The sequence below is a fragment of the Rhodoferax sp. OV413 genome, assembly GCF_900104385.1.
Classification (GTDB): domain Bacteria; phylum Pseudomonadota; class Gammaproteobacteria; order Burkholderiales; family Burkholderiaceae_C; genus Rhodoferax_B.
In genome coordinates this window covers 233,529-248,038 of record NZ_FNJA01000008.1, presented here as the reverse complement: position 1 = coordinate 248,038, position 14,510 = coordinate 233,529, and the positions used below count along the sequence as shown (strand labels likewise).

14 protein-coding genes and 1 tRNA gene are annotated in these 14,510 nt (G+C 62.8%); 12 read left to right on the top strand and 3 right to left on the bottom strand.

Going from position 1 to position 14,510, the window contains the following annotated elements; all coding sequences use genetic code 11:
• The first annotated feature begins 64 nt into the window (after positions 1 to 64).
• A complete protein-coding gene (gene ppsA / locus BLT66_RS23415; protein ID WP_092761771.1) occupies positions 65 to 2,458 on the top strand; it encodes a phosphoenolpyruvate synthase in 2,394 nt (797 codons plus the stop codon).
• Positions 2,459 to 2,471: 13 nt separating this feature from the next.
• Here the strand turns inward: ppsA and BLT66_RS23410 are convergent, their stop codons facing one another.
• The gene (locus tag BLT66_RS23410; protein ID WP_092761769.1) at positions 2,472 to 2,927 is read right to left on the bottom strand and encodes a hypothetical protein; all 456 of its coding nucleotides are present in this window, start codon (positions 2,925 to 2,927) and stop codon (positions 2,472 to 2,474) included.
• A 214-nt stretch (positions 2,928 to 3,141) separates the two neighbouring features.
• Here BLT66_RS23410 and BLT66_RS23405 point away from each other — a divergent pair, with 214 nt between their 5' ends.
• The 9 genes from BLT66_RS23405 to BLT66_RS23365 all read left to right on the top strand — a co-directional run bounded on the left by BLT66_RS23405 (position 3,142) and on the right by BLT66_RS23365 (position 10,977).
• A complete protein-coding gene (locus BLT66_RS23405) occupies positions 3,142 to 5,397 on the top strand; it encodes a VC_2705 family sodium/solute symporter (protein ID WP_255407054.1) in 2,256 nt (751 codons plus the stop codon).
• A 67-nt stretch (positions 5,398 to 5,464) separates the two neighbouring features.
• Positions 5,465 to 5,833 (top strand): 30S ribosomal protein S6, encoded by a 369-nt coding sequence (gene rpsF, locus BLT66_RS23400; protein ID WP_092761765.1) that lies wholly within the window; start codon positions 5,465 to 5,467, stop codon positions 5,831 to 5,833.
• Positions 5,834 to 5,864: 31 nt separating this feature from the next.
• Positions 5,865 to 6,152 carry a primosomal replication protein N gene (gene priB, locus BLT66_RS23395; RefSeq protein WP_092761763.1) on the top strand — a complete coding sequence of 96 codons (288 nt, stop codon included), beginning with the start codon at positions 5,865 to 5,867 and terminating at the stop codon, positions 6,150 to 6,152.
• Positions 6,153 to 6,166: 14 nt separating this feature from the next.
• Positions 6,167 to 6,451, top strand: coding sequence for a 30S ribosomal protein S18 (gene rpsR, locus BLT66_RS23390; protein ID WP_092761761.1), 285 nt, complete (start codon positions 6,167 to 6,169; stop codon positions 6,449 to 6,451).
• A 12-nt stretch (positions 6,452 to 6,463) separates the two neighbouring features.
• Entirely contained in the window at positions 6,464 to 6,916 is a 453-nt protein-coding gene (gene rplI / locus BLT66_RS23385) for a 50S ribosomal protein L9 (RefSeq protein WP_092761759.1), read from the top strand.
• A 178-nt stretch (positions 6,917 to 7,094) separates the two neighbouring features.
• Positions 7,095 to 8,504, top strand: a complete 1,410-nt coding sequence (gene dnaB, locus BLT66_RS23380) for a replicative DNA helicase (protein ID WP_092761757.1) — start codon at positions 7,095 to 7,097, stop codon at positions 8,502 to 8,504.
• A 25-nt stretch (positions 8,505 to 8,529) separates the two neighbouring features.
• Positions 8,530 to 9,468 carry a threonine/serine dehydratase gene (locus tag BLT66_RS23375; RefSeq protein ID WP_092761755.1) on the top strand — a complete coding sequence of 313 codons (939 nt, stop codon included), beginning with the start codon at positions 8,530 to 8,532 and terminating at the stop codon, positions 9,466 to 9,468.
• A 15-nt stretch (positions 9,469 to 9,483) separates the two neighbouring features.
• Entirely contained in the window at positions 9,484 to 10,803 is a 1,320-nt protein-coding gene (gene serS / locus BLT66_RS23370) for a serine--tRNA ligase (protein WP_092761753.1), read from the top strand.
• 86 nt (positions 10,804 to 10,889) lie between these two features.
• Positions 10,890 to 10,977, top strand: a tRNA-Ser gene (locus BLT66_RS23365).
• Between the two features lie 78 nt (positions 10,978 to 11,055).
• On the opposite strand, the gene BLT66_RS23360 is transcribed toward BLT66_RS23365, so the two are convergent.
• Positions 11,056 to 11,589 (bottom strand): OB-fold protein, encoded by a 534-nt coding sequence (locus BLT66_RS23360; RefSeq protein WP_092761750.1) that lies wholly within the window; start codon positions 11,587 to 11,589, stop codon positions 11,056 to 11,058.
• Positions 11,590 to 11,733: 144 nt separating this feature from the next.
• Between BLT66_RS23360 and BLT66_RS23355 the strand changes: the two genes are divergently transcribed.
• A complete protein-coding gene (locus tag BLT66_RS23355) occupies positions 11,734 to 12,513 on the top strand; it encodes a ParA family protein (RefSeq protein WP_092761748.1) in 780 nt (259 codons plus the stop codon).
• 222 nt (positions 12,514 to 12,735) lie between these two features.
• Positions 12,736 to 13,518: an SDR family NAD(P)-dependent oxidoreductase gene (locus BLT66_RS23350; RefSeq protein ID WP_092761745.1), complete on the top strand. Its 783-nt coding sequence runs from the start codon at positions 12,736 to 12,738 to the stop codon at positions 13,516 to 13,518.
• Between the two features lie 20 nt (positions 13,519 to 13,538).
• Here the strand turns inward: BLT66_RS23350 and BLT66_RS23345 are convergent, their stop codons facing one another.
• A complete protein-coding gene (locus BLT66_RS23345; RefSeq protein WP_092761743.1) occupies positions 13,539 to 14,498 on the bottom strand; it encodes a LysR family transcriptional regulator in 960 nt (319 codons plus the stop codon).
• Positions 14,499 to 14,510: the final 12 nt, after the last annotated feature.

Below are 14,510 nucleotides of genomic sequence, written 5' to 3'. Positions count from 1 at the left end.
TTAGCGTCGCCCTGGGGCCAGTCCCCCGGCGCGCAGACCTGGTTTTAACCTTCGGAGCCTTCCCATGTCTGCACTATTCAGCCCGACCGCCCTGGTCGTACCCTTTGAACAACTGAGAATGGACGACGTCGAGTCGGTGGGTGGCAAAAATGCCAGCCTCGGCGAGATGATTTCACAGCTGCCTTCGGGCGTACGCGTGCCCACCGGCTTTGCCACCACGGCCCATGCGTTCCGCCAGTTTCTGGCCCACGACGGCCTGGCCGACAAGATCAGCGCCCGCCTGGCACGGCTGGATACCGAAGACGTACGCGCGCTGGCGGTTGCCGGCGCCGAGATCCGCGGCATGGTCGAGGCCCAGCCTTTCCCCGCCGACCTGCAAGCCGCGATTGCCGACGCCTTTGCCACGCTGAGCGCGGGCAACCCCGAGGCCTCGTTCGCCGTGCGTTCCTCGGCCACCGCCGAAGATTTGCCCGATGCATCCTTTGCCGGCCAGCAAGAAACCTTCTTGAACGTGGTCGGCATCGAGGCCGTGCTGCACAAGATGAAAGAGGTGTTCGCCAGCCTGTACAACGATCGCGCCATCAGCTACCGTGTGCACAAGGGTTTTGCCCACGACATCGTGGCGCTAAGCGCCGGCGTACAGCGCATGGTGCGTTCCGATTTGGGTGCGGCCGGTGTGATGTTCACCATCGACACCGAGTCTGGCTTTGACCAGGTGGTGTTCATCACCAGCAGCTACGGCCTTGGCGAGACGGTGGTGCAGGGCGCGGTGAATCCTGACGAGTTCTATGTGCACAAGCCGATGCTGAAAGCCGGCAAGCGCGCGGTCATCCGCCGCAACCTCGGATCGAAGATGGTGCAGATGGAGTTCACCACTGCGGCCGAGAAAGCTGCCACCGGCCAACTGGTCAAGACCACCGACGTGCCCACCGAGCAGCGCAACCGCTATTCGCTGACCGACGCCGATGTTGAGCAACTGGCGCATTACGCGCTGGTGATCGAAGAGCATTACGGCCGCCCGATGGACATCGAATGGGGCAAGGATGGCACCGACGGCCTGCTGTACATATTGCAGGCCCGGCCGGAAACCGTGAAGAGCCAGCAGCTGGGCAAGGCCGAGCTGCGCTACAAGCTCAAGGGCAAGAGCAATGTGCTGGCCGAAGGCCGCGCGATTGGCCAGAAGATCGGTACCGGCCCGGTGCGCCTGGTGCACAACATCAGCCAGATGGACGAAGTGCAGCCCGGCGATGTGCTGGTGACCGACATGACCGACCCGAACTGGGAGCCGGTGATGAAACGCGCCAGCGCCATCGTGACCAACCGGGGCGGTCGTACCTGCCACGCGGCCATCATTGCGCGTGAGCTGGGCATCCCGGCCGTGGTCGGCTGCGGCGACGCGACCGAAAAGCTGAAGACCGGCACCCTGGTGACGGTCAGCTGCTCGGAAGGCGACACCGGCTTCATCTACGACGGCTTGCTGGAAACCGAGGTCACCGAGGTCGAGCGCGGCACCATGCCCGAGATCAAGACCAAGATCATGATGAACGTGGGCAACCCGCAGCTGGCGTTCGACTTCTGCCAACTGCCGAACCAGGGCGTGGGCCTGGCGCGCTTGGAGTTCATCATCAACAACAACATCGGCGTTCACCCCAAGGCCATCCTCGACTACCCGAACATCGACAACGACCTGAAAAAGGCAGTCGAGTCGGTAGCCCGCGGCCACGCCTCGCCGCGCGCCTTCTACGTCGACAAAGTGGCTGAAGGCGTGGCAACGATTGCGGCGGCCTTCTGGCCCAAGCCGGTGATCGTGCGCCTGTCGGACTTCAAGTCCAACGAGTACCGCAAGCTGATCGGCGGAAGCCGCTATGAGCCGGAAGAAGAGAACCCCATGTTGGGCTTCCGCGGCGCAGCGCGTTACATCAGCGCCGACTTCGGCGAAGCCTTCGCCATGGAATGCGCGGCACTGAAGCGCGTGCGCCTGGAGATGGGCCTGACCAATGTGCAGGTCATGGTGCCCTTCGTGCGCACCCTGGGCCAGGCCGAGAAGGTCACCAAGTTGCTGGCCCAGCACGGCCTGCAGCGCGGTCAAGACGGCCTGAAGGTCATCATGATGTGCGAAGTGCCGAGCAATGCGATCCTGGCCGACGAGTTCCTGCAGTTCTTCGACGGGTTTTCGATCGGCTCGAACGACCTGACCCAGCTGACCCTGGGCCTGGACCGCGACTCCGGCCTGGAGCTGCTGGCCGCCGACTTCGACGAACGCGACCCGGCTGTCAAGGCCATGCTGAGCCGCGCCATCACGGCTTGCAAGGCGCAGGGCAAGTACGTGGGCATCTGCGGCCAGGGCCCCAGCGACCACCCGGACTTTGCCCAGTGGCTGGCCGACCAGGGCATCGAGTCGATCTCGCTGAATCCTGACAGCGTGGTCGCCACCTGGAAGCAGTTGGCGGGTAGCTGACAGCGGCGCTGGTTTAGAGGCCTAGCGCCTCTTCCAGCGGCCGGCATTTGTCGGCACCTACCACTTCGCGGATCTTGGGCACCAGCTCCACCAGCTGCTGGTAGCCCGAGGCCGATTCCACTGCGAGGTTCAGACGAAAGCCGCGCAGGCCCAGCCCGGCTGTGAGCTGGGTGGCAATCGCGTAGCCGCGCAAGTAGAGTTCGTTCGGATTGGTTTCTGAGGCAGGGGGCTGTGGTGTGGTTGCCGCCGAGCTGGGGGCGGACTCGGATGCAGCGTCTTCGGCGATGTATCCCAGCGCCAGCAGCTGTGCAATATCGGTTTCAACTATGCCCATGCCGGCGGTTGCGCGCAGTACATCCTGCATCGTCCGCTTGCCATCGATGAGGATGAAGGCCGCACGCAGTTTGATCAGCGCTGGTGCGCGGTCCTTGAATGCCTGCTGGCCCAATTCGGTTTTGATGTATGTCATCCTGGTGTCTCCCGGGCGCATGCTACTACGCCGTCTGCGCATGTTGCGCTGTTGCCCAGGTCTGGGCAATGGGTAAACACGGGATCGCGTTCTGCGCGGGCTGGGCTAGGATGCCGACGCTGCAACTTGCTCCCGCAGTTTCCACGGCTCCTATTCTTCGTGCTACATGCCCGCCTTGCCTGTAACTCTCGTGCTTCCCCGATCCGCCCTGCGTGTGACCTTGCTTGTGGTCTGGGCTGTACTGTCTTTTGGCGGAGTGTTTTTTGCGCGCGATATGACCTGGGTGGTGGCCGGCTGGCCATTGAACTACTGGTTTTGCGCCCAGGGCGCGGTGCTGTGTTTCTTGCTGATCGTGGCGGTGTATGCCTGGCGCTGCCGCCGTTCGGGCACGGAAACCGATGCGGCCCAAGCGCCGCAAGGCCCGTACCGGCGCCGGCTGCACCGCAACTTTGGCCTGTATGTGCTGTGCATGCTGGTGTTTCTGGGGCTGATGGCCGGGGCCGAGCAGCGCGGCCTGTCGCGGTATTGGATTGGCGGGATTTTTCTGTTCGCCACCTTTGCCCTGTATGCCAGCATCGGCATCTATTGCCGCACCTCGGACCCGGCCGAATACTACGTGGCGGGGCGCCGCATTCCGCCGATCTACAACGGCATGGCCACTGCCGCCGACTGGATGAGCGCGGCGTCCTTCATCAGCCTGGCCGGGGGCTTGTATCTGCATGGGTTTTCGGGTTCGAACGGGCAGCCGGGCGGGCTGGCCTACATCATGGGTTGGACCGGCGGCTTTTGCCTGGTTGCCTTGCTGATCGCCCCGCGCCTGCGCCGCATGCAGCTGTATACCGTTCCCGACTTCTTTGGCGCGCGCTTTGGCGGGCGCTGGCCGCGCTGGATTGCGGCCGGGGCAGCGGTGTTGTGCTCGTTTACCTATGTGGTGGCGCAGATCTACGCAGTAGGCCTGATCACCTCGCGCCTGACCGGCGTGCAGTTCGAGATCGGCATTCTGCTGGGGCTGGGGGGCGTGCTGGTGTGCTCGTTTCTGGGCGGCATGCGGGCGGTGACCTGGACCCAGGTGGCGCAGTATGTGATCCTGATCCTGGCCTTCCTGATACCGGTGTCGTGGTTGGCTTACAAACAGTTGGGTAACCCCCTGGCGCCGTTGGTCTATGGCCAGCAGCTGCCCAAGATTGCGGCCTTGGAAAAGCAATTGACCGAGTCGCCTGCCGAGATCTCGGTGCTGGCCGAATACAGCCAGCGCGCCGCCACCTATGGCGCGATGCTGCAGGACGTGCCGGCCACCCTGGCGCGCGAGCGGGCGGCCGCCCAGGCCCGCTTGCGCCAGCTGAAGATAGACCGCGCCGACGCCTCGGCGGTGCGCAAGGCAGCGCGCGAACTGGCGGCTTTGCCCCAGGACGAAGCCGCGGCGCGTGAGCAATGGACGCGGGCCCGGCAAGATAATCTGGAGCGGGCCCGGCCGTTGGCGGGCATGTCGCCGCACACCCTGGTGTTTGCGGGCGACCCGGAGGGGTCGCCGGAGGAGCGCGATAGCTTCAACGCCGCGCGGCTGAACTTCCTGGCCCTGATGTTCTGTTTGATGACTGGCACGGCGGCCCTGCCGCATTTGCTGACGCGCTTTTACACAACGCCCACCGTGGCCGAGGCGCGCAGCTCGGTCGCCTGGTCGCTGCTGTTTATTGCATTGCTGTACCTGGCCGCGCCGGCGTTGGCGGTGCTGGTGAAGTTCGAGGTCATGAGCCATGTGGTGGGCCAGAGCTTTGACAATTTGCCGACCTGGATGGCGCAATGGACCCAGGTCGACCCGGCGCTGCTGCAGGTAGCCGATGTAAATGGCGACCACATTCTGCAGTTCGCCGAGCTGCGGCTTGGGGCCGACCTGGTGATGCTGGCCACACCCGAGCTCGGTGGCTTGCCCTATGTGGTGTCGGGCCTGGTGGCGGCGGGTGGCCTGGCGGCGGCCTTGTCCACGGCCGACGGCCTGCTGCTGACCATGGGGAATGCGCTGGCCCACGACTTGTATTTCCGCGGCGCCCGGCGCGAGTCCGACCCGATGGTGCGGGTGCTGCTGTCCAAATTCGCCTTGCTGCTGCTGGCGCTGGCTGCCGCTTATGTGGCGGCGCAGAAGCCGGCGGACATTCTGGCGCTGGTGTCCGCCTCGTTCTCGCTGGCTGCGGCGGCATTTTTTCCGGCGATGGTGGCGGGGTTGTTCTGGCAGCGCACAACGCGCCGGGCGGCGGTGGCCGGTATGCTGGTGGGTTTGGGGGTGACACTCTGGTACATGCTGGTGAATGCGCCCATGGTGCGTGCGGCGCTGGGCCTGGGCGGAAGCGGGTTGTGGTGGGGTATCCAGCCCATCTCCGCAGGGGTGTTTGGTCTGCCGGCAGGAGCGCTGGTGATCTGGTTGCTGAGTCAATTTGGACCCCATCCGTCCAAAAATCAGAATAGCGGGCTATAATCGCTGGCTTTGCCCTTGCTACACCACTACAGACGCAGTGGGTGGCTTTACATCCTTAAGGAGAAATATGCGTCATTACGAAATCATTTTGATGATCCACCCGGATCAAAGCGAACAGGTTCCAGCCATGCTGGAGCGCTACAAGGGCATGATCACTGCCGGCGGCGGCAAGATCCACCGCGTGGAAGACTGGGGCCGCCGTCAACTGGTGTACCTGATCAACAAGCTGGCCAAGGCCCACTACCTGTGCGTCAACATCGAAGCCGACCAAGCCATCATGGCTGAACTGGAACACGCGTTCAAGTTCAACGACGCCGTGCTGCGCCACCTGACCGTGGTGATGAAGAAGGCCGAAACCGGCCCATCTTCGATGATGAAGACCGTCGAGCGCGAAGAAGCCCGCAAGACGCAACAGGCGGAGTACGCAGCCCACTAAGGTGGCTTGCTAAGCGGAGTTCCCACACGGAGTGAACCACGTAGTTTTGACGGCCTGTCTTGCAGAAGTTAAAAACCTGCGCTACACGCCCGCCGGACTGCCCGCCCTGGATATGGTGCTCGAACACGAGTCCAGTCTGGAGCAAGCAGGCCAAACACGGCAAATCAAACTGGTGGTCAGGGCAATCGCCTTTGGCGCCATCGCCGAGCGAATCCAGCAGCAGCCCTTGGGCAGCAACTGGCAATTCACCGGATTTTTGGCCTCTCCCCGCTTGGGCAAGAACCCCGTACTTCATATCCAAGAGTTTCAACCAGATTAAATCAGGAGTCCATCATGGCCGGACCAAAACGTTTCAATAACAAAGACAAGCGCCCCAAGCGCAATACCCAGTCCCTGCTGTTCAAGCGCAAGCGCTTTTGCCGCTTCACCGTGACCGGTGTGGAACAGATCGACTACAAAGACATCGACACGCTGCGTGATTTCATTGCTGAAAACGGCAAGATCATCCCCGCACGCCTGACCGGCACCCGCGCGATTTTCCAGCGCCAGCTCAACACCGCTATCAAGCGTGCGCGTTTCCTCGCCATGCTGCCGTACAGCGACCAGCACCGCATCTAAGGAAGTACGAACATGCAAATCATTCTGCTCGACAAGGTTCTGAACCTTGGCAACCTCGGCGAAATCGTTAAGGTCAAAGACGGCTACGCCCGTAACTTCCTGATCCCTTCTGGCCGCGCCCGTCGCGCCACGGAAAAGGCCAAGCAAGAGTTCGAAGCCAAGCGCGCCGAACTCGAAAAAGCCGCTGCAGCCAAGCTGGCTGAGTCGCAAGCCCTGGGCGCAAAGCTCGGCGGAACGACCATCAAGCTGACGCAAAAAGCCGGTGTGGATGGCCGTCTGTTTGGTTCCGTGACCAACGCCGACATCGCCGAAGAGCTGACCAAGCAAGGCTACAAAGTGGCCAAAGCCCAAGTCCGCCTGCCTAACGGCATGATCAAGACCACCGGCGACAACACCGTGAACGTGGCTTTGCACACCGACGTGGTTGTGGAAATCACCGTTTCCGTCTACGGCGAAACCGCTTAATTAGCGTTTCTCTGTAAGAGGCCGCCAGGGTGCAAATCCTGGCGGCCTTTTCCTTTGGGTGGCAGGGTTATGCCGGGGTTGTCCCCAGGCTTATCCACGGTTTGCCCCCAGACTTGTGCCTCGACGTAGCCAGGTTCGCCGCGTAGCATCCAGCCTCACCCCAGGAATCCCACTCCCCATGTCTGCTGTTTTCCCCGCTCTGGACGAATCCTATGGCCAGGACCGTCAAATTGCGCAGCTGCGCATTCCTCCCCATTCCATAGAGGCCGAATCCAGCGTCTTGGGTGGCCTGTTGCTCGACAACAATGCCTGGGACCGTGTGGGCGACCTGCTCAAGGACGACGATTTCTACCGTTACGAGCACCGGCTGATCTTTGCCGCGGTGCGCGAGCTGATCAACGCCAGCAAGCCGGCCGACGTGATCACCGTGTTCGAGCGGCTGCAGAGCATAGGCAAGTCGGAGGAGGTGGGCGGCCTGGCCTACCTCAACTCGCTGGCCCAGTACGTGCCTAGCGCCAGCAACATCCGCCGCTATGCCGAGATCGTGCGCGAGCGCGGTATCCTGCGCAAACTGGTGACGGCCAGCGACGAAATCGCCACCAACGCCTTCAACACCCAGGGCCGTCCGGTCGACAAGATCCTTGACGAAGCCGAGCAGAAGATCTTCAACATCGGCGAGGAGGGTGCGCGCAACAAGCAGGGCTTCCAGGCGATGGAAACCCTGGTGGTTGACCTGCTGGACCGGGTCCAGGAGATGGCCGACAACCAGAACGACGTGACCGGCGTGCCCACCGGCTTCTACGACCTGGACCGCATGACCTCGGGCCTGCAGGCCGGCGACATGATCGTGCTGGCTGCCCGTCCGTCGATGGGCAAGACCGCCTTCGCCATCAATATCGCCGAGCACGTGGCGCTGAAGGAAGGCCTGCCGGTGGCCGTGTTCTCCATGGAAATGGGTGCCTCCCAGTTGGCGATCCGTATCGTCGGTTCGATCGGCCGGATCGACCAGGGCCATTTGCGCACCGGCAACCTCACCGACGACGAATGGCCGCGCCTGGCCGAGGCAGTGGAAAAGCTGCGTACCGTATCGCTGCACATCGACGAAAGCCCGGGCCTGAGCCCGAGCGAGCTGCGCGCCAATGCCCGTCGGCTGGCGCGCCAGTGCGGCAAGCTGGGCCTGATCGTGGTCGATTACCTGCAGCTGATGAGCGGCTCCAGCAGCAGCGGGGGCGGCGACAACCGCGCTACCGAGCTGGGTGAGATTTCCCGCGGTTTGAAGATGCTGGCGCGTGAGCTGCAATGCCCGGTGATCGCGCTGTCGCAGCTGAACCGCAGCGTGGAGCAGCGGCCCGACAAGCGGCCGATGATGAGCGATTTGCGCGAGTCCGGCGCTATCGAGCAGGATGCCGACATCATCATGTTCATTTACCGCGACGAGTACTACACCAAGGACGCCTGCAAGGAGCCTGGCGTCGCCGAGATTATCATCGCCAAGCAGCGGAACGGCCCGACCGGCACGGTCAAGCTGGCCTTCCTGCGCAACATCACCAAGTTTGAAAGTCTGGCCAGCGGCGGTGGGGACTACTAAGCCCTGCGGTCACAAAAAAACACCTATGAATCGCTCTGAAATTGATAGCGCCTTGCGCAGATTAGATAAGCACCAGGGCCCATTTTTACGTACAACGCCGCTATGGAAGCTGTCGGGTGCCTCGCTGGGCCTGGCGTGCGCCGAAGTCTGGCTCAAGCTGGAGCATCTGCAGGTCGGCGGCAGCTTCAAGGCCCGCGGCATGCTGAACCGCTTGCTGGCCAACCCGATACCCACTGCGGGCGTGGTGATTGCTTCCGGCGGCAACGCGGGCATCGCCACTGCCGCTGCGGCGCAAGCGCTGGGCGTGCGCTGCGAAGTATTCGTGCCCACGGTTTCGCCCGAAGCCAAGCGGGCCCGCTTGCGCGATCTGGGTGCCGAGGTGGTGGTCACCGGTGCGGTCTATGCCGAGGCTTTTGAGGCCTGCATGGCACGCCAGAAAGCCACCGGCGCCTTGCTGACCCATGCGTACGACCAGGTCGAAGTGCTGGCCGGTGCTGGAACGCTGGCCGCAGAAATCGAGGCCCAAGGCGGATTGCCGGACAGCGTGCTGGTCAGCGTCGGCGGCGGCGGCCTGATTGGTGGTATCGCCGGCTGGTTCGAACAACGCAGCCGCGTCGTAGCCCTGGAGCCCGAGCGTGCGCCCACCCTGCACAGCGCCCGCCAGGCCGGCGAGCCGGTGGATGTGGCCGTCGGTGGCATTGCCGCCGACTCGCTGGGTGCCAAGCGCATAGGCCAACTGGGCTGGGAAGTCACCCAGCGTCAGGTGCGCGACAGCCTGCTGCTGTCCGACGAGGCGATTGTTGCGGCCCAGCGCTGGCTGTGGAAAGAGCTGCGGCTGGCCGTGGAGCCGGGCGCGGCCCTGGGGCTGGCGGCCCTGCAAACCGGCGTCTACCAGCCGCGCGCCGACGAGACAGTGGCGTTGATCCTGTGCGGCGGCAACGTCGATCCGGCTGGTTTGGGCTGAAATTAGAATACTTGCATGCTAGACATCACCTATCTCCGAAAAGACCTCGACGCCGTCGTCGCCCGCCTGCAGACGCGCAAGAACCCCCAGGCATTTCTGAACGTGGAAGCCTTCAGCGCGTTGGAATCCGAGCGCAAAACCATCCAGACCCGCACCGAGGAGCTGCAGGCCCAGCGCAACAGCCTGAGCAAGCAGATCGGCCAGCGCAAGGCCAAGGGCGAGAGCGTGGACGATGTGATGGCGGCAGTCGCGGGCATCAAGGACGAGCTGGAAAGCTCGGCGGTGCGCCTTGACCACCTGCAAACCGAGCTGCAAAGCCTGTTGCTGGCCGTGCCGAATCTGCCGCACGCCAGCGTGCCGGTCGGCGCGGACGAGAGCGGCAATGTGGTGGTGCGCACCTGGAGCCCCACCGAGCGTGCGCCTGGTGCTATGGATTTCGCAGCTAAAGACCATGTGGACCTGGGTGAACCCCTGGGCCTGGACTTTGAGATGGGCGTCAAGCTCACCGGCTCGCGCTTTACCGTGATGCAGGGCCCCATCGCCAGATTGCACCGCGCGCTCGCGCAGTTCATGCTGGATGTACAGACCACCGAGCATGGCTATACCGAGTGCTATGTGCCCTACATCGTCAACGCCGACTCGATGCGTGGCACCGGCCAGTTGCCCAAGTTTGAAGGCGACCTGTTCGCTGCCAAAAAAGGCGGCCAAGATGGCGAAGCTGTGCCGGACAACAGCGCGCTGTACCTGATTCCCACTAGCGAAGTGCCGCTGACCAACTTTGTGCGCGACACCATCGCCGCCGAGTCCGATCTACCGATCAAGCTGACCGCCCACACCCCTTGCTTCCGCTCGGAAGCCGGCAGCGCGGGCCGCGATACCCGTGGCCTGATCCGCCAGCACCAGTTCGACAAGGTGGAGATGGTGCAAGTCGTCCATCCCGACACCAGCTACGAAGCCCTGGAGCAGATGACCGGCCACGCCGAAGCCATTCTGCAAAAGCTGGGTTTGCCATACCGCGTGATGGCGCTGTGCACCGGCGACATGGGCTTCGGCGCAGCCAAGACCTATGACCTGGAAGTCTGGCTGCCTGCACAGAACACCTACCGCGAAATCAGCTCGGTCTCCAATTGCGAAGCCTTCCAGGCCCGGCGCCTGCAGGCCCGCTTCAAGAATGCCCAGGGCAAGAACGAGTGGCTGCACACCTTGAACGGCTCTGGCCTGGCGGTGGGCCGCACGCTGGTGGCGGTGCTGGAGAACTACCAGAACGCCGACGGCTCGGTCACGGTGCCCGAGGTGCTGCGGCCTTATTTAGGCGGTTTGGCGCAATTGGGCTGAGCCGGCGCGCAGAGTCGCCGCAAGGCCTGCTAGAATTGCAGGCTTGCCAAATATTGCAGCTGCAGTTTTTGGCAAGTACAGAATCAGGAAAGGTGGCAGAGTGGCCGAATGTACCTGACTCGAAATCAGGCGTACCGCAAGGTACCGTGGGTTCGAATCCCACCCTTTCCGCCAAGAACAAACGCGCTATCCATTACGGGTAGCGCGTTTTTTTATGCCTGTTGCATGCCGCGAGGCTTCAGAACCCAGCTCTCACAAACTGACCACATTGCATAGCTCCAGCCCGGGCGAGCCCAGGTTGTAGCCATCGCCTTTGCAGACCAGGTGGATGGTTTGGCCCCGTTTGAGCAAAGCGGCGGCCTCTTCGGCGGGCAGTTGCCGGATCTTGATGCTGCCGGTATCGTTTTCCATGCCTTCAACCAGGGTCACCTTTTTGTCGAACCGGGCGGCGATGGGCATGAAAGAGCCTGATTTAAGGTAGACCACCAGTGCGCCGAACATATCGCGCGACACCAGGTCCACCGCGGTTTCCACCAGCAGCGTTTTGCCTTTGTACTTTTTGTCGGCAGCGGTTTCGCTGGATTTATAGGCCTGCATCAGGGTTTGGCCATTCAGGCGGATGGTTTTGCCGGCATCGGCATCGGCCACCATGTTGCGCACGAATTTTTCGGCTTCCGGGGTTTCGTAGGTGCGGGCATTGCCGGCAAAGGCGGCGTTGCATGCAAGAAAGCTGAGGGCGAGACTGGCGGCGATGCGCCGTGGCCGGATGCTGGCGCGTGTGGACATGGCTTCATGCTACCAAATCACTGCAGAGCCGTTACCGCAGACTATTTCTGCGACGGCGGGCACGTGATTTGCTGTTGGCCTGTAGCGGGCGTGGACAATAGGCCCGAATTTCAGCCCCTGTCTCTTTGTACAAGGAACCGTGCCATGCCACTTGTTGTGTTTAACCAAAAGGGTGGGGTGGGCAAGTCCACCATTACCTGCAACCTGGCCGCCATCAGTGCCAGCCAGGGTCTGCGTACCCTGGTAATCGACCTGGACTCACAGGGAAATTCCACCAGCTACCTGCTGGGTGCCCAGGCGCGCGACGACCAGCCGACGGTGGCCGGGTTTTTTGAACACTGCCTGAGCTACAGCCTGCGCACGGTATTGCCAACCGACTTCGTCGTCGCCACGCCGCACGAGAACCTGCATGTGATGCCGTCCAGCCCGATGCTGGGCGAGCTGGAGAGCAAGCTGGAGTCGCGCCACAAACTGTACAAGCTGCGCGAGGCCTTGCAGCAGCTGGCGGCCGGCTACGACCGTATCTATATCGACACCCCGCCGGCGCTGAACTTCTACACCCGCTCGGCCTTGATGGGCGCCCGCGCCTGTCTGATTCCGTTCGACTGCGACGAGTTCGCCCGCAAGGCGCTGTACACCTTGCTGGACAACGTGGCGGAAATCCGCGCCGACCACAACCCCGGCCTGGTGGTGGACGGTATCGTGGTCAACCAGTTCCAGCCACGCGCCAACCTGCCGCAGCGCATGGTGAACGAGCTGGTGAGCGAAGGCCTGCCGGTGCTGCAGCCGTATCTGCCCTCGTCGGTGAAGATCCGCGAGTCGCACGAGCAGTCCCTGCCCATGGTCTATCTGGACCCGCAGCACAAGCTGACCCAGGCGCTGGTTGCCTTGCATGGTGTGTTGCAAGGCCTGCGCCCCGCCTAGCATTCGATTGCTATTGATTTAATAGCTTTTGACGCTGGTGGAATAAGCGCTAGAGCCCATTTTTCTATAAATTCTTGAAGCCTGGCAGACCTAGGTGCGGGCGGCATGGTCGCGGCCGCGTGCCGCTCTGCCTGCCACTTTTTGCTTGACGCGGGCGGGTGTTGCAAGGCATAGTAATAACAAAATTATTTAGATTTTGTATTAACTGATATATATATTGCAATGATAGAAAACCAACCCCCAGCGCCTTCCGTGTACCCCAGCCTGCGCGGCAAGTCTGTATTCGTGACTGGCGGCGGCAGCGGCATCGGCGCCGCCATGGTGGCGGCATTTGTAGAGCAGGGCGCCCGCGTGGCCTTTGTCGACGTGGCCGAATCCGCCAGCCAGGCGCTGGCCCAACAACTGGCAGATGCCGGCCATGCAGCACCCTGGTGGCGCAAATGCGATGTCACCGACGTGGCGGCGCTGCAGTCGGCGGTGGCCGATGCGGCCAGCACGCTGGGCGACTTTTCGGTGCTGGTGAACAACGTGGCCAGCGACGACCGGCATACTTTGGAGTCGGTTACCCCCGATTACTACGACCAGCGCATGGCGATCAACGAGCGGCCGGCATTTTTTGCCATCCAGGCGGTGGTGCCAGGCATGCGCCGGCTGGGTGCGGGTTCGGTGATCAACCTGGGCTCTACCGGCTGGCAGGGCAAGGGCGCAGGCTACCCCTGCTACGCGATTGCCAAGTCGTCGGTGAACGGCTTGACCCGCGGGTTGGCCAAAACCCTGGGCCAGGACCGTATCCGCATCAACACCGTGTCGCCCGGCTGGGTGATGACCGAGCGGCAAATCAAGCTTTGGCTGGATGCTGCGGGCGAAGAAGAAATCAAGCGCAACCAGTGCCTGCCCGACAAGCTGCGGCCCGACGACATTGCTCGGATGGTGCTGTTCCTGGCCTCGGACGACGGCGCGATGTGTACCGCCCAAGAGTTCAAGGTCGACGCCGGCTGGTCTTGATCGGCTTTCTGATTTTTCGTTTACTCGATATCCAGCTTGCAGCCGTACAGCGATAGGCTGGCGGTCTTCAGGGCCTTCAACATGACTTTGGCTGCTGGCGAGGGCAGGCGGTCCGTGCGGGTGATGAGGCCGAAGGCGTCCATGTGGCAGGGGATCTCCAGTGGCACGATGGAAATGATGCCGTGGGCCGCGTAGTAGCGGGCCACGTCGGCGGCGATCACCGCCAGCATGTCGCTTTGCTGCAACATGCGGGTGATGAACAGCAGCGCGGCCGACTCGATGACGTTGATCGGCGGCGCCAGCCCTTCTTCCTGGAACATCAGCTCGAACCGGTGGCGCAGCACGCTGCCGGCCGGCGGCACGATCCAGCCCGTGGCCACCACGTCGCGCAGCGTCAGGCCGGTAATGCCCAGCATGGGGTGGCCGGTACGGGCGATAGCGCAGACCGGTTCTTCGATCAGCGGCTCGTAGCGCAGATTGGTCTTGTCGTGCTCGGCAAATAGCCGGGCCACCAGGATGTCGAGCTTGCCCTGCTGCAGCCGTTCGATCAGCACCGGGCTGGTTTCGATCTCCAGAGCGATGCGCAGCGTGGGTTGCTCCTGTTTGACCATGCCGACCGCGGTGGGCAGCAGGGTGAGCCCGGGGGAGGTGATGGCACCCACGCTCACCTGGCCGAAGCGCCCGGCCTTGAGCGCGGTCAGCTCCTCGTGCGCCTGGTTCAGGCTGGCCAGGGCCACGCGGGCATGGCGGATCATGGTTTCGCCATACCAGGTAGGGCGCATGCCACGCGGCAGGCGGTCAAACAGCGGCACTTCCAGCACGTCTTCCAGGTCTTTCAGCAGCTTGGACGCCGCGGGTTGGGTCATGTTCAGCACCTGCGCTGCGCGGTGGATATTGCCTTCCTCGGCCAAGGCCACCAGCAAGAGCAGCTGCCTGGTTTTAAGGCGCGCGCGGATGAACCAGTGGGTGTAGTTGGTCATGGGGTTTTCCAG

Coding starts and splice junctions, on each gene's coding strand:
- serS (WP_092761753.1), top strand. CDS start 9,484: ATGCTAGACATCACCTATCTCCGAAAAGACCTCGACGCCGTCGTCGCC.
- ppsA (WP_092761771.1), top strand. CDS start 65: ATGTCTGCACTATTCAGCCCGACCGCCCTGGTCGTACCCTTTGAACAA.
- BLT66_RS23345 (WP_092761743.1), bottom strand. CDS start 14,498: ATGACCAACTACACCCACTGGTTCATCCGCGCGCGCCTTAAAACCAGG.
- BLT66_RS23350 (WP_092761745.1), top strand. CDS start 12,736: ATGATAGAAAACCAACCCCCAGCGCCTTCCGTGTACCCCAGCCTGCGC.
- rpsF (WP_092761765.1), top strand. CDS start 5,465: ATGCGTCATTACGAAATCATTTTGATGATCCACCCGGATCAAAGCGAA.
- rpsR (WP_092761761.1), top strand. CDS start 6,167: ATGGCCGGACCAAAACGTTTCAATAACAAAGACAAGCGCCCCAAGCGC.
- BLT66_RS23355 (WP_092761748.1), top strand. CDS start 11,734: ATGCCACTTGTTGTGTTTAACCAAAAGGGTGGGGTGGGCAAGTCCACC.
- dnaB (WP_092761757.1), top strand. CDS start 7,095: ATGTCTGCTGTTTTCCCCGCTCTGGACGAATCCTATGGCCAGGACCGT.
- rplI (WP_092761759.1), top strand. CDS start 6,464: ATGCAAATCATTCTGCTCGACAAGGTTCTGAACCTTGGCAACCTCGGC.
- BLT66_RS23360 (WP_092761750.1), bottom strand. CDS start 11,589: ATGTCCACACGCGCCAGCATCCGGCCACGGCGCATCGCCGCCAGTCTC.
- BLT66_RS23375 (WP_092761755.1), top strand. CDS start 8,530: ATGAATCGCTCTGAAATTGATAGCGCCTTGCGCAGATTAGATAAGCAC.
- BLT66_RS23410 (WP_092761769.1), bottom strand. CDS start 2,927: ATGACATACATCAAAACCGAATTGGGCCAGCAGGCATTCAAGGACCGC.